This is a genomic window from Mesorhizobium sp. USDA 4775, assembly GCF_054062655.1.
Map to the genome: position 1 here is coordinate 4,877,745 of NZ_JBSSFM010000001.1, position 23,638 is coordinate 4,901,382.

Here is a 23,638-nt window from a genome sequence, read left to right on the forward strand (position 1 = left end):
CTCCTCATGTGGCTTTGAGAATTCACCGCCCTAACAATCCCCTACCGCGTCAGCCGCTTGTGCGTCATGCGGTGCGGGGCCGCCGCCTCGGCGCCCAGGCGCCGCAGCTTGTCCTTCTCATATTCCTCGAAATTGCCTTCGAACCACTCGACATGCGCGTCGCCTTCGAAGGCCAGCATGTGCGTCGCCATACGGTCGAGGAACATGCGGTCGTGGCTGATGATGACGGCGCAGCCGGCATAGGCTTCGAGCGCGTCTTCCAGCGCTCCCAGCGTTTCGGTGTCGAGGTCGTTGGTCGGTTCGTCGAGCAGCAGGACATTGCCGCCGTTCTTCAGCATCTTGGCCAGGTGCACGCGGTTGCGCTGGCCGCCGGAGAGGTTGCCGACTTTCTGCTGCTGGTCGCCGCCCCGGAAGTTGAAGGACGAGCAATAGGCGCGGCTGTTGATCTCGTGCTTGCCGAGCTTGATGATTTCGGCGCCGCCGGAGATTTCTTCCCACACGGTCTTGTTCCCATCCAGTGCGTCGCGGCTCTGGTCGACATAGCCGAGCTTGACCGTCTCGCCGATGCGCACGGTGCCCGCATCCGGCTTTTCCTGGCCGGTGAAGGTCTTGAACAGCGTCGTCTTGCCGGCGCCGTTGGGGCCGATAACGCCGACGATGCCGCCCGGCGGCAGCCGGAACGACAGGTTCTCGATCAGAAGCTCGTCGCCAAAACCCTTGTTGAGGCCTTCGACCTCGATGACGACGTTGCCGAGGCGCTCGCTCGAGGGAATAACGATCTGTGTGTCGGTCGGCTTGCGGTTCTGCGACTGCTCGACCAGTTCCTCATAGGCCTTGATACGCGCCTTGGACTTGGTCTGGCGCGCCTTCGGCGAGGACTGGATCCATTCACGCTCGCGCCAGATCGACTTCTGACGAGCGTCGTCCTCGCGGCCTTCCTGGATCAGGCGCTTGGCCTTGGCGTCGAGATATCTGGTGTAGTTGCCCTCATAGGGAATGCCGCGGCCACGGTCGAGCTCGAGGATCCAGCCGGTGACATTGTCGAGGAAGTAACGGTCGTGGGTGATGATCAGCACCGAGCCGGGATAGTCGCGCAGGTGCTTTTCCAGCCACGCCGTGGTCTCTGCGTCGAGATGGTTGGTCGGTTCGTCGAGCAGCAACAGGTCGGGCTGTTCCAGAAGCAACCGGCAGAGCGCCACGCGGCGACGCTCGCCGCCCGACAGGTTGGTCACTTCGGAATCGGCCGGCGGGCACTGCAGCGCGTCCATCGCCATCTCGACCTGCTGGTCGAGATCCCACAGGTTGAGCCGGTCCATCTCGTCCTGCAACTTGGCGGACTCGTCGGCCGTCTCGTCGGAATAGTTCATCATCAGTTCGTTGTAGCGCTCGATGATGGCGGTCTTCCTGCCGACGCCGTCCATGACGTTTTCACGCACGGTCTTTGAGTTGTCGAGATGCGGCTCCTGCGCCAGGTAGCCGACGGTGGCACCCTCGGCCAGCCACGCCTCGCCCTGAAACTCCTTGTCGAGCCCGGCCATGATGCGCAGGATGGTAGACTTACCCGAGCCGTTAGGCCCGAGAATGCCGATCTTGGCGTCCGGATAGAAGGACAGATGAACGTTATCGAGCACCTTCTTGGTGCCGTAGGCCTTCGACAGGCCGGACATGTGATAGATGAACTGGCGTGCCACGCGCGCTTTCCCTGAAAAACTGACTGAATTGTCGAATTGAATGGAGGTTGGCCGCTATGTAGGCGATGCGGCGGCGAACGGCAATCGCTTTTGCCAGATCAAGCCGATCACGAGGCGCGCAGAAATCTCCGGTTAACCCTTCCGCGTCACAACAGGATCGGGGTGGAATCGCTGGCTGGCCGCGATTCCTGTAGAGAAAGCGGATCGACGGCAGTGCTGAACAGTTTCCTGCTCCTTGCCGAAGCGGTCGTCTACTTCAGCGTCATGGTGACGCTTTTTCGCTTCAGGAAGCGCATTGGCCTCGGCGTCTTCGTCTGCGCGCTCGGCGTCATGCATTTCCTGGAAACCTATCTCGCCAGCGTCTTTTATGTCGCGCTGCCGTTCGGCCTGGTCTCGCCAGGCTCGGCAGTGCTGTTTTCGGGCAAGCTGGTGATGCTGCTCCTGCTCTACATCAAGGAGGACGCCGCCACCGTGCGCCAGCCCATCTATGGCCTGCTGCTCGGCAATGCGTTGATGATCGGGATGGTGCTGCTCTTGCGCCTGCATGCCATCGCGCCGCTCCCCGACGGCAAGCTGCCCGATATCGGCTTCATCGACGAGATGGGCTGGCTGATGGTGTGGGGCACGACGCTCCTGTTCATCGACGCTATCCTGATCATCCTGCTCTATGAAAGACTTGGACGCACCCTGCGCAAGGCGCAGTTCGCGCGCATCCTGATCTGCGTCGCTTGTGTGCTGACCTTCGACCAGGCGGGCTTCTTCACCGCGCTGCATTTCGTCGCCGGCGCGCCGATTGCCGTCTTCTTCGGCGGCTGGTTCGCCAAGATGGCGGCGGCGCTGGCCTTCAGCGGCATGCTCGTGGCCTACCTAAGGTGGTTCGAGGTCCGCGACATTGCGCTGCCGCGCGGTCTGACGGACATTTTCGAAACGCTGACCTATCGCGAGCGCTATGAAGCGCTGGTCGAGCATGTCGGCCGCGACGGCCTGACCGGCCTGCTGCATCGCGGCCGCTTCGACGCCGACGGTGAAGCCGCCGTCGAGGTCAGCCTGCGCACGGCGAGGCCCCTCAGCCTGCTGATCGTCGATGTCGACCATTTCAAGTCGATCAACGACCGTTTCGGCCATGCCGAAGGCGACAAGGTGCTGAAAGCGGTAGCAAGCCTGCTCCGCGAAGTGGCGAGCGCCGAAGATCAGGTGTTCCGCATCGGCGGCGAGGAGTTCGCCATCCTCAGTTCGCGCCCGCATCCGGTCGCCAGGCTGTTTGGCGAAAGCATCCGCTACGCCGTCAAGGCATCGCCCGTGGCCAGCCGTTTCGAGCTGACCGTCAGCGCCGGCGTTTCAACCGTCAGCGAAACGACGCGCTGTCTTGCCGATCTGTTCGCGCTTGCCGACCAGCGCCTCTACAAGGCGAAGTCCACCGGACGCGACCGCGTCATCGGCGAGCCGGGCGGCCATGAGCCGGACGCCGCCATCGCCTGGACCAGGTCGGCGCAGTTCTAAATCTAGAGCCAGGTGCGTCCTTACTGGAACCCGATCGCGTCGACGGTGCCTATCGGGCAACCGGCCTTGTTGGTAGGCACGGAAGCCAGCAGCAGGTCCTTAAGCGAAGCGTTCGGGCTGATCGGGCCGGCAAGGCCGAGCGTCAATTCGCCGATCAGCCGCCGGCCATTTGAGGGATCGATGACGCAGGACACCCGCACGCGATCCCCTGCCCCGGCACCGAAGGCCTGGTCGAAGGCGCCACGGATCTGGTCCGCCGTCAGCTTGCCGCCAATGGTCTTGGCGAAGAGCTCGCGCACCGGCGAGGCGTTTACTTGTCGCATCAGGCCCAGCGCGTCGGAGAAGTATTCCTGCTGGCTCTTGCCGTAGCAGGTGCCGTGCTTGATCCATTCATGCCGTTCCAGCTGGGAGGCCGTGCCCGGCATCACCTGATCGAGCTCCTTGCGGGTGCCGGCGTCCAGATTGACCGGCGGCAGATCCTTCCAGTGAGCGGGATTGTCGTTGGCCTTGTCGCTGGCCGCCACCTGGCAATAGGAATTGCCGTTCGGCTGCGGCCACAGCCCATGCAAGGTGAAGTTGGTGGCGTCGAACTCATTCGGGTTCTGCGCCCTGCATTCGGTTTTACTCGACTTGGTCTCGCAGAAAGCCGGCTGCCAGCTCAGCGCGAAGACATATTCGGGTTTCCCCGATGGGGCGGCCTTGCCTTGTCCGCCAGGTGCCGCAGGCACCGTCGAGGCACTGCTGCCCGAGACATGGCCGCAAGTGACCTTCACCCAGCGGCGCTCCGGATCGGCGCCCGGCACCAGGATCAGATAGTGCGTCGGCGCGTCCTTGTTGCCGGCCAGCAGCTGGTAGCTCTTTCCGGCATCGGTCGAGACGTTGCCGGGGTTCTTGCCGTTCTTGATGGCTTGCGTTGCCGGACAGGCCGCATCGGCAACGAAGGTGCCGCTCATCTTGACTTCGGCATGCGCAGCATTGGCCAGCGATACCGCCAGCATGGCCAATCCGAAAACGACACCAATGCGCATGAGAGATCCCCGGCTGAGAAGTGGGCGACAGACTGAAGCTGTCTCCATGTCAGAATTGCGATATTTTGCTGGTCGAACGCAAGAAACATCGTCGCGCAAAAGCATTTGCTGTGGATTGACGCGTAACCGGCGCCGGCGCAAGAAAAGCCAACAACGATAAAACGAGGGGGAGAGCGGGCGGCCGTGCCTTTCAATCAGCAACGCATGGTCCACTCACCGACCGGCGCCGAACTCAATCTCTTCGTCAGGCAGGCTGAAGACAAACCGCGTGCGGTCGTCCAGATCAACCATGGCCTGGCCGAGCACGCCGCGCGCTATGCCCGTTTTGCCGATTTCCTCTCCGCGCGCGGCTTCCACCTCTATGTCCATGACCATCGCGGTCACGGCGCGACCAAGGCGCCTGACGCACCGCTCGGCAAATTCGCCGACGAGGATGGACCGGCCAAGGTGATCGCCGATGTCGACGCCATCCATGACCTCATCGCCAGCGAATGCCCAGGCCTGCCGGTCATCCTCTTCGGCCATTCGATGGGCGCGTCGGTAGCGCTGAACTACCTTTTGGGCCACTCGCCGCGCATCCATGCCGCCGCGATCTGGAACGGCAATTTTTCGCAAGGGCGGCTTGGGCAGGTGGCGCTCGGCATCCTGGCCTGGGAACGGATGCGGCTGGGCTCCGATGTCCCGTCCCGCCTGCTGCCGAAACTCACCTTTCAGGCCTGGGGCAAGGCGGTGCCCGATCACCGCACGCCGTTCGACTGGCTGTCGCGCGACGAGGCCGAGGTGGCGAAATACATCGCCGATCCGCTGTGCGGCTGGGATGCCTCCGTGTCGATGTGGCGCGACGTGGTCTCGATGGCGCTCAACGGCGGCAAGGATGCCGGCTTTGCCGGCGTCCGGCGCGACCTTCCCGTCGCCATCATCGGCGGCGAGAAAGACCCCGCCTCGGACTATGGCAAGGGCATCACCCACCTTGCCAATCGCATGCGCGGGATGGGCTTTTCGAATCTCGTTTCAAAGGTTTACGCCGACACCCGCCACGAAGGCCTGAACGAGGTGAACCGCGATATCATCATGAACGATTTCGCCACCTGGGCCGACAGCGTGCTGGAATCCTTTTCGAACCGGCCCGTTGGCCTATTGCAAGGGCCGTGACAGCCGATGCCGGGCTTGATAGAGGCTCTGCTTTCGCGGCAATCATGGTGATTGCGGCAATCACGGTGATTTATGGCCGAACCACCCCTGAAAGGCGTCCGCGTCGTCGAACTCGCCCGCATCCTCGCTGGGCCATGGGCCGGGCAATTGCTTGCCGATCTCGGCGCCGACGTCATCAAGGTCGAAAGTCCCGATGGCGGCGACGACACCCGCAAATGGGGCCCGCCCTTCGTCATGAGCCATGACGGCGAGAACCTGTCGGCCGCCTATTACCATTCCTGCAACCGCGGCAAGCGTTCCATCGCTATCGATTTCTCGACGCCGGAGGGCGCCGAGACCGTGCGCCGGCTGGTCGCCACGTCGGACGTGCTGATCGAGAATTTCAAGCTCGGCGGCCTGAAGAAATACCGGCTTGATTACGACAGCCTGCGCAAGATCAACCCGCGCCTCGTCTATTGCTCGATCACCGGCTTCGGCCAGGACGGGCCCTATGCGCCGCGCGCCGGCTACGACTTCATCATCCAGGCCATGGCCGGCATGATGTCGATCACCGGCGAGGTCGGCCGCGAGCCGCAAAAGGCCGGCGTCGCCATCTCGGACATCTTCACCGGGCTCTATTCCGTCATCGCAATACAGGCCGCGTTGCGGCATGCCGAACAAACCGGCGAGGGCCAGCATATCGACATGGCGCTGTTCGACACGCAGATCTCGGCGCTCGGCAACCAGAACCTCAACTATCTCGTCTCCGGCAAGTCGCCGGTGCAGATGGGCAATGCGCATATGAACATCGCGCCTTACGAGGTGGTGCCGGTCCGGGACGGCCACATCATCCTGGCGGTCGGCAATGACGGCCAGTTCGCCAAATTCTGTGCCGCCGTCGGGCTGGATGAATTGTCGACCAATCCCGACTTCGCCACAAATCCGGCCCGGGTCGCCAACCGGGTGAAGCTGCGCGAACGCATCGTCGAGGCGCTGAGCACGCTCGATCGCGCCCCGCTGCTGGCAAAGCTGGAAGCGGCAAGCGTGCCGGCCAGCCCGATCAACACGATCGGCCAGATGTTTGCTGATCCGCAGACGATCGCGCGCGGCATGCGGCTCGACCTCGACGACGGCCATGGTAATCTTCTGCCCTCGGTGCGCGCGCCGATGGTGATGTCGGGCACGCCGCTGGTCTATGAGCGCCCTTCGCCGCGCCTGGGCGAACACACCGACGAAATCCTTGCCGAACTGGAGAGATCAGCAAAATGAAGACCGGTGGACAACTGATCGTCGAAGCGCTGGAAGCGAACGGCACCGACCGCATCTTCTGCGTGCCCGGCGAATCCTATCTGGCGGTGCTCGACGCGCTGCACGATTCATCGATCCGCACCATCGTCTGCCGCCAGGAGGGGGGCGCCGCGATGATGGCCGACTGCCAGGGCCGGCTGACCGGCAAGCCCGGCATCTGCTTCGTCACCCGCGGCCCCGGCGCCACCAACGCATCCGCCGGTATCCACATCGCCATGCAGGATTCGGTGCCGCTCATCCTGTTTATCGGCCAGGTCGCCAGCCATGCCAAGGAACGCGAGGCGTTCCAGGAGGTGGATTACAAGAGGTTCTTCGGCGACATCGCCAAATGGGTGGTCGAGATCGACGACGCCTCGCGCATCCCCGAATTCGTCACCCGCGCCTTCTCGGTCGCGACATCGGGACGGCCTGGCCCGGTCGTCATCTCGCTGCCCGAAGACATGCTGACCAGCGAGGTCCAGGCTCCGGAAGCGCTTCCCCACACGCCGGTCGAGACCTATCCCGGCGGGGCCGAACTCGATGCGCTGGAAATGCTGCTCAACGGCGCCAAGCGACCATTCGTCATCCTCGGCGGCACACGCTGGAATGAGGAAGCCGTCGCGCGCATGCGCACCATATCGGAGACATGGTCGCTTCCCGTCGGCTGCTCTTTCCGCCGCCAGATGCTCTTCGACCATCTTCACGCGAACTACGCCGGCGACGTTGGCATCGGCATCAACCCCAAGCTGGCGGCGCAGGTCAAGGCGGCCGATGTCGTGCTGTTGATCGGCGGGCGCATGGGAGAGATGCCCTCTTCCGACTACACGCTGCTGAAAAGCCCCTACCCCGACCAGGCGCTGGTGCATGTCCACGCCGACGCCGGCGAGCTCGGCCGCGTCTACCGGCCGACGCTGGCGATCAACGCCTCGCCCGCCGCCTTCGTCGAGGCCTTTGCCAAGCGCAAGCCGGCCGGCACACCATCCTGGACGGCCGAGACGGCGAAAGCGCATAGCGCCTATCTCGAATGGTCGACGCCGCCGCAGACGGGTCCGGGCGACGTGCAGATGGGCCCGATCATGAACTATCTGGAACAGGAGTTGCCGCACGACGCCATCTTCGCCAACGGCGCCGGCAACTACGCCACCTGGGTGCACCGCTTCCACCGCTTCCGCCGTTTCGGCACGCAGGCGGCGCCGACCTCCGGCTCGATGGGCTACGGCACCCCGGCTGCCGTCGCCGCCAAGGCGCTTTATCCGGATCGCACGGTGATCGCCTTTGCCGGCGACGGCTGCTTCCTGATGAATGGCCAGGAGTTCGCCACCGCCGTGCAATATGACCTGCCCATTATCGTGATCGTCGTCAACAACGGCATTTACGGCACCATCCGCATGCACCAGGAACGCGAATATCCCGGCCGCGTCGTCGCCACCGATCTCAGGAATCCCGACTTCGCGTCGCTGGCACGCGCCTATGGCGGGCATGGCGAGACGGTCGAGAAGACGGCAGACTTCGCGCCGGCCTTCGAGCGAGCGCGGGCCAGCGGCAAGCCGGCCATCGTCGAAATCAGGCTCGACCCCGAAGCGATCACGCCAACCCGCACGATGACGCAGATCCGCGACAAGGCGTGATCCAAACAAAAAGGGGCGGTCGCCCGCCCCTTTTTTAAGCGGTTTCCGTTATTTCGCCGCCTCGATCTGGCCGCGGATCTCGCCGTCCTTGTTGGCGGCGGTATGGACATTGACATAATAATTGCCGGCCGCCAGGTCGGCGGCCTGCGCATCCGTCAGCGTTGCCGACCCCTTGATCGGGCTCTTGAGCTTGCCTTTGAACGGGATGACCGGAGCGGCATTCGCACCCATCGCCGCCGGGCCGTGAATATGCGCTGCCGTCGCCGGTCCGCTGAGGCCGGAATATTTGACGTTCCAGCTGAGTTTCTTCTTGGTGGTGTCGAAGGTGAGCGTGGCGGTGCCTTTGCCCTTGGTGGTGACGGGCGGGTTCTGCTGGCCGCCATCGAGCGTTGCCTTGTACTTCACCACCTCGGCCATTGCTGGCGAAGCGAGCAGGAAGGCGGTCGAAACGGCAAGAGCCGAAAGCACCGGCAGGAAAGAATATGTGCGCATGAAAAACCTCCGATTGGCTGTCGCATGGGTCACGGTCCCCCGACGCGCGCATGCTTCAACGCAACGGCTGGAGCGCGCAATGTTTCCCCGCACACGTTTTTGTTACCAGGAAAAGCAAAGGGGACGATCGCTCGCCCCTTTGTAGTTTCCAAAGAGCAAGCTTCAGGCCGACGCCAGCGCCTGCGTCAGGTCCGCGATCAGATCGTCCGGATGCTCGACACCGATCGACAGCCTGACCGTGGTCTCCAGCACCCCGATGCGCTGGCGCACGTCGAATGGAATGCCGGAATGGGTCATGGCCGCCGGATGGCTGGCGAGCGACTCGGTGCCGCCGAGACTTACCGCCAGCTTGAAGATCTGGAGGGCGTTGAGAAACGCGAAAGCCGCCTTCTCTCCGCCTTTGATGTCGAAGGAGAATGTCGAGCCGGCGCCGCTGCATTGCCTCACATAGGCGCGCCCCGCCGGCGTATCCTCGCCCAGGAACGGCAGATAATGCACCTTCTCGACCTTGGCATGATCGCGCAGGAATTCGGCGACCAGGCGCGCATTGTCGTTGGCCCGCTCCATGCGGATCGACAGCGTCTCCAGCGAACGGCCGAGCATCCAGCAGGAATGCGGGTCGAGCTGCGTGCCGATCGCGCCGCGCAGCGCCTTGATCGGCTTGGTGACGGCCTTGCTGCCCATGGCCGCGCCCGCGATGAGGTCGGAATGGCCCCCGACATATTTGGTCAGCGAATAGACGGAGACATCGGCGCCGTGCTCGATCGGCCGCTGGAACACCGGGCCGAGCAGCGTGTTGTCGCAGACGATGATCGGTGTTGACCCTTGGCCCGCACCAATCTCATCAGCGATCGTCCGCATCAGCGCGATATCGACCAGGCTGTTGGTCGGGTTCGACGGCGTCTCGATCAGGATGACGGAAACGCGCCCCTTCGCCACCGCGGCATCGGCGGCTGCCCGAACCGCCTTCTCGTCGACACCGTCGGCGAAGCCGACAGCGCCGATGCCGAAGCCGGACAGCGTGCGCGTCAGCAGCGTCTCGGTGCCGCCATAGAGCGGCTGCGAATGCAGGATGACGTCGCCCGGACGGGCATAGGCCAGCAGTGTCGTCGCGATCGCCGACATGCCGGACGAAAACAGGATGCAGGCGTCCGTGCCCTCATAGATCGCCAGCCGGTCCTCGACGATCTCGCTGTTGGGATGGTTGAAGCGCGAATAGACGAGACCCGATGCCGTGCCGCTCGGCGGTTCCTTGCGGCCGGACGTGTAGTCGAAGAAGTCGCGCCCCTCTTCCGCCGATTTGAACACGAAGGTCGAGGTCAGGAACACTGGCGGCTTGACCGCGCCTTCCGACAGCTGCGGATCGAAGCCATAGCTCAGCATCAGCGTCTCCGGATGGAGCTTGTGGTTGCCGATATGGGTTTTCGACGGGCGTGGCGCGGTCATGGCTTTTCCTGCTTTTTTGAGAGATATCCCGCCGCAATTTATGCGATCTAGATCGGCCAGTCCTTGCTATTTTCGGCCGTACATGGCTGCTTGCCGGCAAGAAATGCCCCGGAGTGATAAAAAATGCAGCAGAAGATAGCCGACGATTTTGACCTCAGGATTCTGCGCGAACTGCGTGATGACGCCCGCATCACCAACAACGAGCTCGCCGAGCGCATCGGCCTGTCGCCGTCACCTTGTCTCAGGCGCGTGCGGCGGCTGGAGGAGACGGGTGTGATCAAGGGTTACACCACGCTGGTCGATCCCGCCGCCTTCGGCTGGAGCATGGTCGCCATCGCCACAATCCGGCTCAGCCGGCAGAACGAGGACGAGATCGTCATGTTCGAGGACGCGATCCGCGGCTGGGAAGAGGTGCTGGAGTGCCACCTCGTCACCGGTTCGCGCGACTATGTGCTGAAAGTGGTGACCGGAAGCCTCGAACAATACGAGCGCTTCATCAAGGAGAAGATCGCACGGCTGAAATGCGTCGCCTCGATCGAGACCAGCTTCGTCATGAACACCATAAAGGAACGGCGCCTCTGACATCTGGCCAGGGGCGCCGCTCCATCTTGTCGTTTGAGCATGATCTTTTCGGGATCACGCTCCGGTAGGGTTACTTGATCGCCTTGTCGGTGATCGCGGTGGTGTAGGCGCCTTTCGGCTCCTTGGTGATGATCTTCTGGTCGAGCAGCGCCTTGGCGGTGCGCTCATAGGTCGCCGGATCGAGCTTGCCGTCGGCATTGTCGATCAGCTTGGCGACTTCGCTCATCATGCGTTTCTGGTGGTTCTCGTCCTGGCCGCCGCCATCCATGACGATGCCTGCCGCTTCGTCATTGTTGTCGACGGCGTATTTCCAGCCCTTCATCGAGGCGCGCACGAAACGCACCATCTTGTCGGCGAAGGCCGGATCCTTGAGCTTGTCTTCCGACGCATAGAGCCCGTCCTCGAGCAGGTCGTTGCCCATCGCCGAGTAGTTGAACACGGTGAGCTGTTCCGGCTTGTAGCCGGCGTCGATCAGCTGCCAGTACTCGTTGTAGGTCATGACCGAGATGCAATCGGCCTGCTTCTGGATCAGCGGCTGCACGTCAAAGCTCTGCTTGAGCACGGTGACACCGTCCTTGCCGCCATCGGTCTTGAGGCCAAGCTTGTTCATCCAGGCGTAGAACGGATATTCGTTGCCGAAGAACCAGACGCCCAGCGTATGCCCCTTGAAATCGGCTTCGGTCTTGATCGGGCCGTCCTTCGGGCAGACCAGTTCCATGCCGGCCTTCTTGAACGGCTGGGCGATGTTGACCAGCGGCACGCCCTTTTCGCGCGCGGCGAGCGCGCCGCCCATCCAGTCGACGATGACATCGGCGCCGCCACCGGCGATCACCTGCTCGGGGGCGATGTCGGGACCGCCGGGCTTGATGTCGACGTCGAGGCCTTCTGCTTCATAGAAACCCTTGGCCTTGGCGACATAGTAGCCGGCAAACTGGGCCTGCGTGACCCATTTCAGCTGCAACGTCACCTTGTCGGCGGCCATTGCCTGGAAGGCGGCGAGCGACATCGCGCCGGCCAGAACTGGAATGACAAGTCTTTTCATGTTTTTACCCTCTGAAGTTAGCACCCTTAAACCCACCGCCCCTATCCACCACGGACAGAGGGATGCCAAAACGTGACGGCTCTTTCGACAAGAGCGACCACGCCATAAAAGACCGAACCCGCAAGTGCTGCAACTGCGATTTCGGCCCAGACCATGTCGATGTTCATCCGCCCGACCTCGGTCGAGATGCGGAAGCCCATGCCGACGACGGGCGTGCCGAAGAACTCGGCGACGATGGCGCCGATCAGCGCCAGCGTCGAGTTGATCTTCAGCGCGTTGAAGATGAAGGGGGCGGCTGCCGGCAGCCTGAGCTTGATCAGTGTCGGCCAGTAGCCCGATGCATAGGTGCGCATCAGGTCGCGCTCCATATGACCTGATGCCGCGAGCCCGGCGACGGTGTTCACCAGCATCGGGAAGAACGTCATGATGATGACGACCGCCGCCTTGGACTGCCAGTCGAAGCCGAACCACATGACCATGATGGGCGCCACGCCGATGATCGGCAGCGCCGAGACCATGTTGCCGATCGGCAAAAGCCCACGCCGCAGGAAAGGCACGCGGTCGGCGAGGATGGCGGTGATGAAGCCGGCGCCGCTGCCGACGACATAGCCGAAGATCACCGCCTTGAAGATGGTCTGCCGCACATCGGCGCCGAGCACCGGCAGCGAACCGGCAATGCGCGCGCCGATGGCGCTTGGCGGCGGCAACAGGATGAAGGGAATGCCGGCGCCGCGCGTCACCGCTTCCCAGATGATCAGGATCCAGGCTCCGAAGATGGCGGGGATGATCAGGCGCAGCGCGTTGCGGGCCGAGCCCGCCATCGGGCGAAGCCCCGACAGCACCGCCACGCAGCGCCAGCCAAGCAGCCAGGCGGCCGTGAGCAGCAGGAAGTACGGTGCCAATGCCGTGCCTTCGAACCCCGCAATGCCCGAGATCAACAGCCAGGCAACAAAATGGGCGCCGACGAACAGCACGACGGCCTCCGCAAGCGATGGAATCCTGACCATCGAGACCAGCGCCGCCACGATCACCAGGCCGAGCATCAAGCCCTTGGTTCCGAGATAGGGATAGTTGATGCTGGCGGTCGGGTCCGCGAGCGCTGCCGCTTCCGGCTTTGACATCGCGCCGAGCGCGGTTGCGATCACGCACAGCACGATCGCCAGCACGGCTTGCCAGGAGGGTTTCAGCCAGTTCATGCCGGCCTCCCGCCCATGGCGCGATCGACGATGCGCCCGGCAACACCGACCACCATGACCAGCAGTGCCGCCACGATGGAACCCGCGACCAGAGCCGACCAGATGTCGATGGACTGGCTGTAATAGGCACCGGCAAGCAGCTTGGCACCGATGCCGGCGACCGCACCGGTCGGCAGTTCGCCGACGATAGCACCGACCAGGCTCGCGGCCACCGCCACCTTCATAGAGGTGAACAGGAACGGTACCGAGGCCGGCACGCGCAGCTTCCAGAAGGTCTGCGAGGGGCTGGCATTGTAGGTGTGCATCAGGTCGAGATGCATGATTTCGGGCGAGCGCAGCCCCTTCACCATGCCAACCGTCACCGGGAAGAACGACAGATAGGTCGAGATCATCGCCTTCGGGATCAGCCCGGTGACGCCGATCGCCGCCAACACCACAATGATCATCGGCGCCACCGCCAGGATCGGAATCGTCTGCGAGGCGATGATCCACGGCATCAGGCTGCGGTCGAGCGTCGCCACATGCACGATGCCGACGGCGATGATGATGCCGAGCGCCGTGCCGAAGGCAAAGCCGAGCAGCGTCGACGACAGCGTCACCCAGGCATTGTAGACGAGGCTGCGGCTAGAGGTGATGGGCCGCAGAAATGTGTTCTCGAAGAAGTTCACCGCCACCTGATGCGGCGCCGGCAGCGTCGGCTTCGGCTGCGCCAGTGTCTTGCCGATGAATTCGACGGTGCCGGGCGTTTCGTTGGCCCGGGTGTCGAGATCGCGCTGGAACGGCGCGTTGAGGATGACGGCGAAGACGTACCAGAGCACGACCACGCCGGCGAGGATCGAGGTCACGGGGACGAGCTTGTCGCGGAAGCTATCCATCTAGCGCTTCGCCTCAATCATCATAGCTGTGCCCTGCCCTCAAACCATCGCGCACGCGCGCGGCGATCGCCAGGAACTCGGGCGTCTCGCGGATATCGAGCGGCCGCTCTTTCGGCAGCGTCGATTGGATGATGTCGCTGACGCGGCCAGGGCGCGGCGACATGACGACGATGCGCGTCGACAGATACACGGCTTCCGGAATCGAGTGGGTGACGAAGCAGATGGTCTTGTTGGTGCGTGCCCACAACTGCAGCAATTGCTCGTTGAGGTGGTCGCGAACGATCTCGTCCAGCGCGCCGAACGGTTCGTCCATCAAAAGCAGATCGGCATCGAAGGCCAGCGCTCGGGCGATCGAGGCGCGCTGCTGCATGCCGCCGGAAAGCTGCCAGGGGTATTTCTTCTCGAAGCCCGAGAGGTTGACGAGATCGAGCGTGCGCTTGATGCGCTCCGCCTGCTCGGCCGTCGACAGGCCCATGATCTCCAGCGGCAGGGCGACATTGCGCTCGATGGTGCGCCACGGAAACAGCGCGGCGGCCTGGAAGACATAGCCATAAGCGCGTTTCTCGCGTGCCTGCTCCGCGGTCATGCCGTTGACCGAGATCGTGCCCGAGGTCGGCTTCTCCAGATCGGCGATGACGCGCAGCAGCGTGGTCTTGCCGCAGCCGGACGGTCCGATGAAGGAGACGAACTCCCCCTTGCCGATGGTCAGATCGACATTGGACAGTGCCTGGACGGGGCCGTCATTGGTCTGGAAGGTGAGGCCAAGTTTGCTTGCCGCGACGACGGCTGGCGAAATCCCTGTCATCGGCTGCTGCCTGCCTGTTCCCGCCAAAGGGGCGCCGGCAGGAATCCGATTGCTTTTATCGCGATGTTGTTTTCCACTCGCCCTGTCCCATTGGCCCTGTTCCACGCAAATCGACGCCCGGAGTTCCCCGATGTCGCCCAAACCCACTTGTCATCTTATCCGCCCTGAAAGCACTTATGAAGGCAAGCAGGGATTGACCTATTTCGCCGGCATCGCCACGGAGTCGGTCGGCTCCTCCGGCATCTGCATGCATGTGCTCACCATGCCGCCCGGCGCCCGCGCCAAGGCGCATCTGCACGAGAACCATGAAACGGCGATCTACGTGCTCTCCGGCGAGGTCCATACCTGGTATGGCGACCGGCTCGAGCACCACATCGTCGTCAAGGCCGGCGACCTCTTCTACATCCCGGCCGGCGTGCCGCACCTGCCGGCCAATCTGAGCAACGCTCCGTCCTCGGCCGTCATTGCGCGCACCGACCCCAACGAACAGGAGAGCGTCGTCCTGCTGCCGGAACTGGATGCGGTGGTCGCCTGAGGTCGACGGGATCGCCGTCATTTGCACCGCGAGACTTCCCCCATCACATTGCCGTCCGCATCGGCGATCGTCAGCTTCTTGCCGTTCTTGGCACTGCGCTTGATGGTGAAATTGGTCGGCGCCTGTCCCTCGTCGCTTTCCGCCTCACATGTCGCTGTCACCACCAGCGATCCGTCAGCCTGCGCTTGCGTCTTCGTGAACGTGCAGGCGCTGGCGGCGGTAATCAATTCCTTGTCGGTCAAAAGCAGCATCTGATCGGCGGCGACTTCCTGGCCGTTGCGGTTGATGCAGCCATATTTGTCGCCATAGGGTTTCGACAGATCAATGCTTGCCGCGGAAGCCTGTCCCGCCGCCAGCACAAGCGTCATCGCAACAGACAAACCGAAACCGCGCATGCTCATCCCCCAACTCCCAATGCTCACAACATCACGAACATGGTTGCAGCGGCCCCAGTTCCTCAAGGCCGGGAATGGTGACGAAGAAACCATCCGCACCCTTGTTGGTGACCACGACTGTTTCGCTAGTCGTTCCCGCCTCGCCTTCGGCGGAACAGGTAGAACGCAGCGATTGCGGACCCGGCATTGGGGTCAATTGCTGCTCGAACCGGCAACCGCTGCCATAGGTCTCGATGCCTTCCGCGGTCAGCAGGATGTAGGCATCACTGTTCTGATAACCGGCCTTGATGCCGGCACAGCCGACATCATTGCCCCAGGAGCCTGCCAGCACGCCAGCCGCGGTCGCCGGGCCACCGGCAACTGCCGCCAAGACCATCGAGATGAGCGCGGCCGAACGCGCCAAGCCTAAACTCCCGTCGCCGGGATGCCTGTGCGCTCCACCTTGCGCGGGGCGGTGATCTCTTTCCACGTCGACAGCGCCCGGTTGACCGCGGCGTTCGGCTCGCGGCCGACGAACTGGCCGTGGCCGAGCTTTGCCTTCACCTCGGCCTCCTCGATCGACAATTCGCCGCGCGAGAACACGAAGCGCGGCAGGCCGGTCACCTCGACGCCTTCGAAGACGTTGTAGTCGATCACCGACTGCTGCTTCTTCGAGGTGATGGTTTTCTTGCGCTTCGGATCCCAGACGATGATGTCGGCGTCAGCGCCTTCGACGATAGCGCCCTTCTTCGGATACATGTTGAGGATCTTGGCGATGTTGGTCGAGGTCACCGCGACGAACTCGTTCATCGTCAGCCGCCCGGTGTTGACGCCCTTGGTCCACAGCACGGGCAGACGGTCCTCGAGGCCGCCTGTGCCGTTGGGGATCTTGGTGAAATCGCCGACGCCGAAGCGCTTCTGCTTGGTGGTGAAGGCGCAGTGGTCGGTCGCCACCACCTGCAGCGACCCAGCCTGCAGGCCGGCCCACAGCGAATCCTGATGCAATTTGTTGCGGAAAGGCGGGCTCATCACCCGGCGCGCCGCATGGTCCCAGTCCTTGTTGAAATACTCCGTCTCGTCGAGCGTCAGATGCTGGACCAGCGGTTCGCCGAACACCCGCATGCCCTTTTGCCGTGCCCGCCGAATGGCCTCATGCGCCTGCTCGCAGGAGACATGCACGACATAGAGCGGCACGCCGGCCATGTCAGCAATCATGATGGCGCGATTGGTCGCCTCGCCCTCCACTTCGGGCGGTCGCGAATAGGCGTGACCTTCCGGACCGTTGTTGCCCGCGGCCAGCAGCTTCTGCGACAGGGCCGCGACCACGTCGCCATTCTCGGCATGCACCAGCGGCAGCGCGCCAAGGTCGGCGCAGCGCTGGAACGACGCATACATCTCGTCGTCATCCACCATCAGCGCGCCCTTGTAGGCCATGAAGTGCTTGAACGAGGTGATGCCTTTGTCGACGACGGTCGCCATCTCGTCGAACACCTGCTTGCCCCACCAGGTGATGGCCATGTGGAAGGAATAGTCGCAGGCAGCCTTGGAGGTCTTGTTGTCCCACATCTGCAGGGCCTCCAGCAGCGACTGCTGCGGCGCCGGCAGGCAGAAATCGACCACCATCGTCGTGCCGCCGGCAAGGGCGGCCCGCGTGCCGGATTCGAAATCGTCGGCCGAATAGGTGCCCATGAACGGCATTTCGAGATGCGTGTGCGGGTCGATGCCGCCCGGCATGACATAGCAACCGGTGGCGTCATACTCATGGTCGCCATGCAGGTCCGAACCGATGGCGACGATCTTGCCGTGGCTGAACAGCACGTCGGCCTTCCAGCTGCGGTCGGCGGTGACGACGGTGCCGTTCTTGATGACTTTGGTCATTGTCTTGTTCCCTTGTTCTCTTCGCGCTTCTTTGCGAGCGTCGTTTGGAATCTAGATGGCTAAGTTCACTCCACGATGACGGCGGTCTCCACCACCGCGTGGAACAGCACGTCGGCGCCGGCGCCGGCCCATTCCTTGGTGATCTCCTCGGCTTCGTTGTGGCTCAACCCATCGACACAAGGACACATAACCATTGCGGTCGGCGCGACGCGGTTGATCCAGCAGGCGTCGTGGCCGGCGCCCGAGACGATGTTGCGGTGCGTATAGCCAAGCCGGTCGGCGGCATCGCGGATGGCCTTGACGCAGCCGGCATCAAAGGTGACGGGATCGAAATGGCCGACTTGCTCAACCTTGTACTGGATGTCGAGCGCCTCACAGATCGTGTCGATGCCTTCGCGGACGCGCGCATCCATGGCGTCGAGCACTTCCTTCTCGGGCGAGCGGATGTCTATGGTGAAGACGGTGCGGCCAGCGATGATGTTGCGCGAATTGGGATAGGCTTCCATATGGCCAACCGCCCCGACGGCGTCGGGCTGGTAGTCCATGGCGATCTCGTGCACCAACTCGATCACGCGGGCCATGCCGAGCCCGGCATTGCGGCGCTTGGGCATCGGCGTCGAGCCGGTATGGGCTTCCTTGCCGGTCAGCGTCACCTGCAGCCATTTCAGGCCCTGGCCATGGGTGACGACGCCGATGTCGATGTCCTCGTCCTCGAGGATCGGCCCCTGCTCGATATGCAGTTCGAAGAAGGCGTGGATCTTGCGATCGCCGACCTTCTCGGTGCCCTTCCAGCCGATGCGCTCCAGCTCCTCGCCGAATTTCTTGCCGTTCTTGTCCGTGTGCCCATAGACGTCGGCCTGGTCGAGCACACCGGCGAACACGCCCGACGCCATCATCGCCGGTGCGAAGCGCGCGCCTTCCTCGTTGGTCCAGTTGGTGACGACGATCGGATGTTTGGTCTTGATGCCGAGATCGTTGAGCGAGCGCACGATCTCCAGGCCGCCAAGCACGCCGAGCACGCCATCATATTTGCCGCCGGTCGGCTGCGTATCGAGATGGCTGCCGACGTAAACCGGCGGCAGGCTGGGGTCGGTGCCTTCGCGGCGGGCAAACATCGTGCCCATCTCGTCGACACCCATTTCGAGCCCGGCGGCATCGCACCAGCGCTTGAACAGATGCCGGCCCTCGCCGTCCTCGTCGGTCACGGTCTGGCGATTGTTGCCGCCGGCAATGCCGGGGCCGATCTTCGCCATCTCCATTATCGAATCCCACAAACGGTCTGAATTGATTCGCAGATTCTCGCCGGGTGCGGCCATTCAAAGTCCTTCCATTTCAAGATCTGGGCGGGTGGCGGTTCCCATCGCCACCCGCCCAGGTAAAAGCAAGTTTAGTCGATCGACCTCAGCACTTCACGCACATGGTCGATCAGTTCGTTGATCTGGCCCTTGGTGATGATCAGCGGCGGCGACAGCGCGATGATGTCGCCGGTGGTGCGGATCAGCGCGCCGCGCTCGAACGCCTTGACGAAGGCCGAGAAGGCACGCTTGGTCGGGCTGCCGGCGATCGGCGCCAGCTCGATCGCGCCGATCAGGCCGATGTTCCTGATGTCGATGACATGCGGCTCGCCCTTCAGCGAGTGCAGCGCGTCTTCCCAATAGGGCGCCAGTTCTTCACCACGGGTGAGCAGGCCCTCTTCCTTGTAGGTGTCGAGCGTACCCAGGGCCGCGGCGCAGGCAATCGGATTGCCCGAATAGGTGTAGCCGTGGAAGAACTCGATCATGTGCTCGGGGCCGGTCATGAAGGCGTCGTGGATTTCCTTCTTCACGAACACCGCGCCCATCGGGATGACGCCGTTGGAGACGCCCTTGGCGGTGGTCATGATGTCGGGCGTGACGCCGAAATAGTCGGCCGCGAACGGCGCGCCGAGACGGCCGAAACCGGTGATGACCTCGTCGAAGATCAAAAGGATGCCGTGCTTGGTGCAGATTTCGCGCAGCTTCTGCAGATAGCCCTTGGGCGGCAGGATGACGCCGGTGGAGCCGGCGACCGGCTCGACTATGACGGCGGCGATGGTCGAGGCGTCATGCAGGGCAACGATGCGCTCCAGTTCGTTGGCGAGCTCCGCGCCATATTCCGGCACGCCCTTCGAGAAGGCGTTCTTTTCCGGCAGATGCGTGTGCGGCATGTGGTCGACGCCGCCGAGCAGCGTGCCGAACATCTTGCGGTTGGAGACGATCCCGCCGACCGAGATGCCGCCGAAATTGACGCCGTGATAGCCGCGCTCGCGGCCGATGAGACGGGTACGCGCGCCCTCGCCCTTCATGCGGTGATAGGCAATCGCCATCTTCAGCGCCGTTTCAACCGATTCCGAACCGGAATTGGTGAAGAAGACATGGTCCATGCCCTTGGGCGCGATGTCGACCAGGCGGTTGGCCAGCTCGAACACGATCGGATGACCCATCTGGAAGGCCGGCGCGTAATCGAGTTCGGCGGCCTGGTGCTGGATCGCCTCGGTGATCTTCGGCCGGCAGTGGCCAGCATTGACGCACCACAGACCGGCGGTGCCGTCGAGCACCTTGCGGCCATCGCTGGTCGTGTAATGCATGTCCTTGGCGGACACGAACATGCGTGGCGCCTGCTTGAACTGCCGGTTTGCCGTGAACGGCATCCAGAATGCACTGAGATCGTTCGGCGTGACTTTCAGCCGGTTGGACATGACCAAGACTTCCCCTTGTAACCTGTTTCGGTCCGTCCAACGCTTGGTCCTTGCGCCATTTTCATGCTACGCAATTTTTTGACCGATTGGACAAACGTTAGCACCGCCCTGTCGGCGGTCAAGGGATTACTAGCGGAAATGCGGCTCCTGAAGTGCGTTCCACAGCCTAGGGAAAAACTGGTCCAGAGAATTGGTCCAGATGACCTTGAATGCGAGATTTGGCAACATGAGGGTTCGCAACGGTGAACACCGGCACGGAAGCCCCTCGCCGCACGCGCATCCAGCAGGAAAAGCGCGAACTCATCCTGGAGGCCGCGCTCGAAGTGTTCTCCACCCATGGCTTCCGCGGCTCGACCATCGACCAGATCGCCGAGGCGGCGGGCATGTCGAAGCCCAACCTGCTCTATTACTTCCGCCGCAAGGAGGACATTCACGAGACGTTGATGCAGCGCCTGCTGGATACCTGGCTGGCGCCGCTACGCGAGCTCGACGACATCGGCGATCCGATGACCGAACTCAGGAGCTACATAAGGCGCAAGCTCGAAATGGCGCGCGATTTCCCGCGCGAGAGCCGGCTGTTCGCCAACGAAATCCTGCAAGGCGCGCCGCGCATCATGCCGCTGCTGGCGGGCGAGTTGAAAACGCTGGTCGATGAGAAAGCCGCCGTCATCAAGGGTTGGATGCGCGCCGGCAAGATCGCGAAGACCGATCCCTGGCACCTGATCTTCTCGATCTGGGCAACGACGCAGCACTACGCCGATTTCGACGTCCAGGTGCGCGCCGTGCTCGGGCCGAACCGTGGCGGCGACGGCCGCTTCGAGGACGCGGCAAGGTTCCTGGAGCAGTTGTTTCTTGAGGGGCTGAAGCCGAAGGGCTGACCCCGCCACGACGGCTCAGGCGCTACGCCGCTCGGCGGGGAGCGCGTCCAGCAAGGACTGCAGCTTGACGATCGAGTTCTGCTCGGCGAGCGGCGTGTAGACGATCAGCCTCATGTCAGAACCATCGTCGATCGACAGGCTCATGTGCTCGAATGTCATCGCACCCGCAATGGGGTGCCGCACATGCTTCACACCCGTCAGTCTTCGCGCCACGTCCCGCAGAGGCCACCAGTCACGGAACTCGGGGCTCGAGCGCATCATCAGCGCGATCAGCCGGTCGAAATCGGGATCACCGACATATTTGGCGCTTTCCGCGCGAAACGACGCGAGCACCACGCGGGCGAGTTCTTCCCAGTCGACCAGCAGACGGCGGTGGTGCGGGCTGGTGAACACCATGTGGACGATGTTGCGAGCGTCACCCTCCAGCAGGCCGTAGTCGCCGAACACCGCGACGGCCGCTCTGTTCCAGGCGAGTACGTCCCAGCGCCGACCAACGACGTAGGCGGGTTGCAGGACGAGGCTTTGCAACATGTGCAGCAAGGGACCATCGGCCTTCTCCGGCGCGGCGACGCGGCGCTCCGGCTGCTGACGCCCGGCAAGGATGAACAGGTGCCGCTTCTCGACGGCATCGAGGCGCAGCGCACCGCTAAGCGCCGTCAGCACCTCCACCGAAGGTCGCACGTCCCTGCCCTGTTCCAACCAAGTGTACCAGGTGGTGCCGACACCGGCGATCATCGCCACCTCTTCGCGGCGCAAGCCTGGCGTGCGGCGCCTGAGACCAGTCGAGATGCCGGTCGCCGAGGGTGTCAGCCTTTCGCGGCGCGAGCGCAGGAAAGCCCCAAGCTCGCGCCGGCGGCTGTCTTCAGCGGAATGAGACGGAGCATCCATGACGCGTACTATAGCAGTATTGATACCAGGATAAAGTTTGAACTGTTTGAGATCGGCCAGACGTCCCATCTTGCCTTCAGAGCAGCAGACAGGAGGCTCTGGACATGGACCTGAAAGACAAGACAATCCTGATCACCGGCTCGACCGACGGCGTCGGCCGCGTCGTCGCGCAAAGGCTGGGTGCCGACGGCGCCCTGGTGCTGGTGCATGGCCGCGATGCGGCGCGCGGCAAGGCAGCGGTCGCCGAGATCGAATCGGCCGGCGGCAAGGCCGAGTTCCTCGCCGCCGACCTTGCTTCGCTGGCCGAAATTCGCCACCTCGCCGAGGCGGTACGTGCCCGAACGAACCGGCTCGATATCCTCATCAACAATGCCGGCATCGGCACGGCAGGCGCCAAGCGGCAGGTCAGCGCCGATGGCTACGAATTGCGTTTCGCCGTCAACTATCTTGCCGGTTTCCTGTTGACCTCGGAGCTTCTGCCGCTGCTGAAGGCCAGCGCCCCGGCGCGCATCGTCAACGTCGCCTCGGCCGGCCAGCAGGCGATCGATTTCGGCGACGTGATGCTCACCCACGGCTATAGCGGCGTACGCGCCTATTGCCAGAGCAAGCTGGCGCAAATCCTGTTCACCGTCGATCTGGCGGAACAGCTAAAAGGCACCGGCGTCACCGTCAACGCGCTGCATCCGGCGAGCTACATGAACACCACCATGGTCAGGCAGGCCGGCGTGACGCCATGGAGTTCGGTCGAGACCGGCGCCGAAGCCATCGTCAACCTTGCCGCCTCACCCGCGCTCGCAGGCCGCAGCGGCCTCTATTTCGACGGACTGCGCGAAACCCGCGCCGATGCCCAGGCTTACGACGCCAGGGCACGGCAACAATTGCGAAAGCTGAGCCTCGACCTTATCGGCCCGGCCTCCTCAAAATCGAAGGACCTGAATTCATGAGCGACAGAACGGAACACACAGTCATTATCGGCGGCTCGTCCGGCATCGGCCTGGCGACCGCGCGAAAACTGCTCGGCCCGGGCATGAAGGTGACGATCACAGGGCGCAACCAGGACAAGCTTATCAGCGCCTGGAAGAGCCTCGGCGGCGCCGCCGACAAGGCTGCGTTCGATGCGTCGAAACCGCATGAGGTCCACCAGTTCTTCGAGCGCCTCGGCCCGTTCGACCACCTCGTCCTGGCGGCCAGCGGCGGCAAGGGCCTTGGCCCGTTCGAGACGCTTGACCTTGCCGATATCGGGAGCGGCGTCGAAGAGAAGGTGCGGCCGCAACTGTCCTGCCTGCAGGCGGCATTGCCGACGCTTAACAGATCTGGATCGGTGACCTTCATATCTGCGGTGTCGGCTCAGGCCACAATGCCCGGCATCGCGGGTATCGGCGCGATAAACGGCATGCTCTTGACCGTGGCGCCGATCCTGGCGGTCGAGCTGAAGCCCTTGCGCGTCAACGTCGTGGCGCCCGGCGTCATCGACACGCCGTGGTGGGATTTTCTGGCCGACGACCGGCGGCAGGCGGTCTTTGCTGAATATGCCGGCAAGACGCCGGTCGGCCGCATCGGCCGCGCCGAGGATGTCGCCTCGGCGATAGCCTTCCTCGTCTCCAACGGCTTCATGACCGGCCAAGTGCTGACCTGCGATGGTGGGTTGCGGTTCGCGGCCTGACTC

The 23,638-nt window shown here is 63.3% G+C and carries 23 protein-coding genes; 9 read left to right on the plus strand and 14 right to left on the minus strand.

Annotation, left to right across the window (positions count from 1 at the left end; genetic code table 11):
- Window positions 1–41 precede the first annotated feature (41 nt).
- Window positions 42–1,691 carry an energy-dependent translational throttle protein EttA gene (ettA, locus tag ACVILI_RS23860; protein ID WP_019859140.1) on the minus strand — a complete coding sequence of 550 codons (1,650 nt, stop codon included), beginning with the start codon at window positions 1,689–1,691 and terminating at the stop codon, window positions 42–44.
- A gap of 213 nt (window positions 1,692–1,904) precedes the next feature.
- Here ettA and ACVILI_RS23865 point away from each other — a divergent pair, with 213 nt between their 5' ends.
- Complete coding sequence (locus ACVILI_RS23865; RefSeq protein ID WP_038647775.1) at window positions 1,905–3,191, plus strand: GGDEF domain-containing protein; 1,287 nt, start codon at window positions 1,905–1,907, stop codon at window positions 3,189–3,191.
- A gap of 20 nt (window positions 3,192–3,211) precedes the next feature.
- Here the strand turns inward: ACVILI_RS23865 and ACVILI_RS23870 are convergent, their stop codons facing one another.
- Entirely contained in the window at window positions 3,212–4,219 is a 1,008-nt protein-coding gene (locus tag ACVILI_RS23870; protein WP_038647777.1) for a ribonuclease T2 family protein, read from the minus strand.
- Window positions 4,220–4,402: 183 nt separating this feature from the next.
- On the opposite strand from ACVILI_RS23870, the gene ACVILI_RS23875 reads away from it, so the two are divergent.
- The 3 genes from ACVILI_RS23875 (at window position 4,403) to ACVILI_RS23885 (ending at window position 8,265) form a co-directional block, all read left to right on the plus strand.
- A complete protein-coding gene (locus tag ACVILI_RS23875; RefSeq protein ID WP_038647779.1) occupies window positions 4,403–5,371 on the plus strand; it encodes an alpha/beta fold hydrolase in 969 nt (322 codons plus the stop codon).
- Window positions 5,372–5,443: 72 nt separating this feature from the next.
- Window positions 5,444–6,619: a CaiB/BaiF CoA transferase family protein gene (locus ACVILI_RS23880; protein ID WP_064983767.1), complete on the plus strand. Its 1,176-nt coding sequence runs from the start codon at window positions 5,444–5,446 to the stop codon at window positions 6,617–6,619.
- Entirely contained in the window at window positions 6,616–8,265 is a 1,650-nt protein-coding gene (locus ACVILI_RS23885; protein ID WP_038647783.1) for a thiamine pyrophosphate-binding protein, read from the plus strand. Before ACVILI_RS23880 ends, ACVILI_RS23885 begins: the two co-directional genes overlap by 4 nt.
- A gap of 48 nt (window positions 8,266–8,313) precedes the next feature.
- On the opposite strand, the gene ACVILI_RS23890 is transcribed toward ACVILI_RS23885, so the two are convergent.
- Entirely contained in the window at window positions 8,314–8,757 is a 444-nt protein-coding gene (locus tag ACVILI_RS23890) for a CHRD domain-containing protein (protein WP_019859149.1), read from the minus strand.
- A 162-nt stretch (window positions 8,758–8,919) separates the two neighbouring features.
- Window positions 8,920–10,203 carry a cystathionine gamma-synthase family protein gene (locus tag ACVILI_RS23895; RefSeq protein ID WP_019859150.1) on the minus strand — a complete coding sequence of 428 codons (1,284 nt, stop codon included), beginning with the start codon at window positions 10,201–10,203 and terminating at the stop codon, window positions 8,920–8,922.
- A 123-nt stretch (window positions 10,204–10,326) separates the two neighbouring features.
- Between ACVILI_RS23895 and ACVILI_RS23900 the strand changes: the two genes are divergently transcribed.
- A complete protein-coding gene (locus ACVILI_RS23900) occupies window positions 10,327–10,785 on the plus strand; it encodes an Lrp/AsnC family transcriptional regulator (protein ID WP_019859151.1) in 459 nt (152 codons plus the stop codon).
- A 70-nt stretch (window positions 10,786–10,855) separates the two neighbouring features.
- On the opposite strand, the gene ACVILI_RS23905 is transcribed toward ACVILI_RS23900, so the two are convergent.
- The 4 genes from ACVILI_RS23905 to ACVILI_RS23920 are packed head-to-tail and all read right to left on the minus strand — an operon-like array spanning window position 10,856 to window position 14,703.
- On the minus strand, window positions 10,856–11,827 hold the full coding sequence (locus tag ACVILI_RS23905) for an ABC transporter substrate-binding protein (RefSeq protein ID WP_019859152.1): 972 nt from the start codon (window positions 11,825–11,827) through the stop codon (window positions 10,856–10,858).
- A 41-nt stretch (window positions 11,828–11,868) separates the two neighbouring features.
- The gene (locus ACVILI_RS23910) at window positions 11,869–13,023 is read right to left on the minus strand and encodes an ABC transporter permease (RefSeq protein WP_202359648.1); all 1,155 of its coding nucleotides are present in this window, start codon (window positions 13,021–13,023) and stop codon (window positions 11,869–11,871) included.
- Window positions 13,020–13,898 (minus strand): ABC transporter permease, encoded by an 879-nt coding sequence (locus ACVILI_RS23915; RefSeq protein WP_038647787.1) that lies wholly within the window; start codon window positions 13,896–13,898, stop codon window positions 13,020–13,022. Before ACVILI_RS23915 ends, ACVILI_RS23910 begins: the two co-directional genes overlap by 4 nt.
- Window positions 13,899–13,911: 13 nt before the next feature.
- Window positions 13,912–14,703 (minus strand): ABC transporter ATP-binding protein, encoded by a 792-nt coding sequence (locus ACVILI_RS23920; protein WP_038647789.1) that lies wholly within the window; start codon window positions 14,701–14,703, stop codon window positions 13,912–13,914.
- A 130-nt stretch (window positions 14,704–14,833) separates the two neighbouring features.
- Here ACVILI_RS23920 and ACVILI_RS23925 point away from each other — a divergent pair, with 130 nt between their 5' ends.
- On the plus strand, window positions 14,834–15,238 hold the full coding sequence (locus ACVILI_RS23925) for a cupin domain-containing protein (RefSeq protein WP_038647790.1): 405 nt from the start codon (window positions 14,834–14,836) through the stop codon (window positions 15,236–15,238).
- Between the two features lie 17 nt (window positions 15,239–15,255).
- On the opposite strand, the gene ACVILI_RS23930 is transcribed toward ACVILI_RS23925, so the two are convergent.
- The 5 genes from ACVILI_RS23930 to ACVILI_RS23950 form a co-directional block, all read right to left on the minus strand.
- Window positions 15,256–15,639: a hypothetical protein gene (locus ACVILI_RS23930; protein ID WP_240564743.1), complete on the minus strand. Its 384-nt coding sequence runs from the start codon at window positions 15,637–15,639 to the stop codon at window positions 15,256–15,258.
- A gap of 25 nt (window positions 15,640–15,664) precedes the next feature.
- Entirely contained in the window at window positions 15,665–16,036 is a 372-nt protein-coding gene (locus tag ACVILI_RS23935) for a hypothetical protein (RefSeq protein WP_038647794.1), read from the minus strand.
- A 2-nt stretch (window positions 16,037–16,038) separates the two neighbouring features.
- Window positions 16,039–17,490 carry a dihydropyrimidinase gene (gene hydA / locus ACVILI_RS23940; RefSeq protein WP_038647796.1) on the minus strand — a complete coding sequence of 484 codons (1,452 nt, stop codon included), beginning with the start codon at window positions 17,488–17,490 and terminating at the stop codon, window positions 16,039–16,041.
- Window positions 17,491–17,555: 65 nt separating this feature from the next.
- Window positions 17,556–18,806: a Zn-dependent hydrolase gene (locus tag ACVILI_RS23945; RefSeq protein WP_019859161.1), complete on the minus strand. Its 1,251-nt coding sequence runs from the start codon at window positions 18,804–18,806 to the stop codon at window positions 17,556–17,558.
- A 71-nt stretch (window positions 18,807–18,877) separates the two neighbouring features.
- Window positions 18,878–20,206: an aspartate aminotransferase family protein gene (locus ACVILI_RS23950; RefSeq protein ID WP_020628924.1), complete on the minus strand. Its 1,329-nt coding sequence runs from the start codon at window positions 20,204–20,206 to the stop codon at window positions 18,878–18,880.
- A gap of 242 nt (window positions 20,207–20,448) precedes the next feature.
- Here ACVILI_RS23950 and ACVILI_RS23955 point away from each other — a divergent pair, with 242 nt between their 5' ends.
- Entirely contained in the window at window positions 20,449–21,084 is a 636-nt protein-coding gene (locus ACVILI_RS23955) for a TetR family transcriptional regulator C-terminal domain-containing protein (RefSeq protein WP_019859163.1), read from the plus strand.
- 15 nt (window positions 21,085–21,099) lie between these two features.
- On the opposite strand, the gene ACVILI_RS23960 is transcribed toward ACVILI_RS23955, so the two are convergent.
- On the minus strand, window positions 21,100–21,972 hold the full coding sequence (locus tag ACVILI_RS23960; protein ID WP_019859164.1) for a helix-turn-helix transcriptional regulator: 873 nt from the start codon (window positions 21,970–21,972) through the stop codon (window positions 21,100–21,102).
- A 104-nt stretch (window positions 21,973–22,076) separates the two neighbouring features.
- On the opposite strand from ACVILI_RS23960, the gene ACVILI_RS23965 reads away from it, so the two are divergent.
- Together ACVILI_RS23965 and ACVILI_RS23970 are read left to right on the plus strand one after the other, a co-directional pair.
- Window positions 22,077–22,916: an SDR family oxidoreductase gene (locus ACVILI_RS23965; protein WP_038647798.1), complete on the plus strand. Its 840-nt coding sequence runs from the start codon at window positions 22,077–22,079 to the stop codon at window positions 22,914–22,916.
- Window positions 22,913–23,635 carry an SDR family oxidoreductase gene (locus ACVILI_RS23970; RefSeq protein ID WP_038647800.1) on the plus strand — a complete coding sequence of 241 codons (723 nt, stop codon included), beginning with the start codon at window positions 22,913–22,915 and terminating at the stop codon, window positions 23,633–23,635. Before ACVILI_RS23965 ends, ACVILI_RS23970 begins: the two co-directional genes overlap by 4 nt.
- Window positions 23,636–23,638 lie beyond the last annotated feature (3 nt).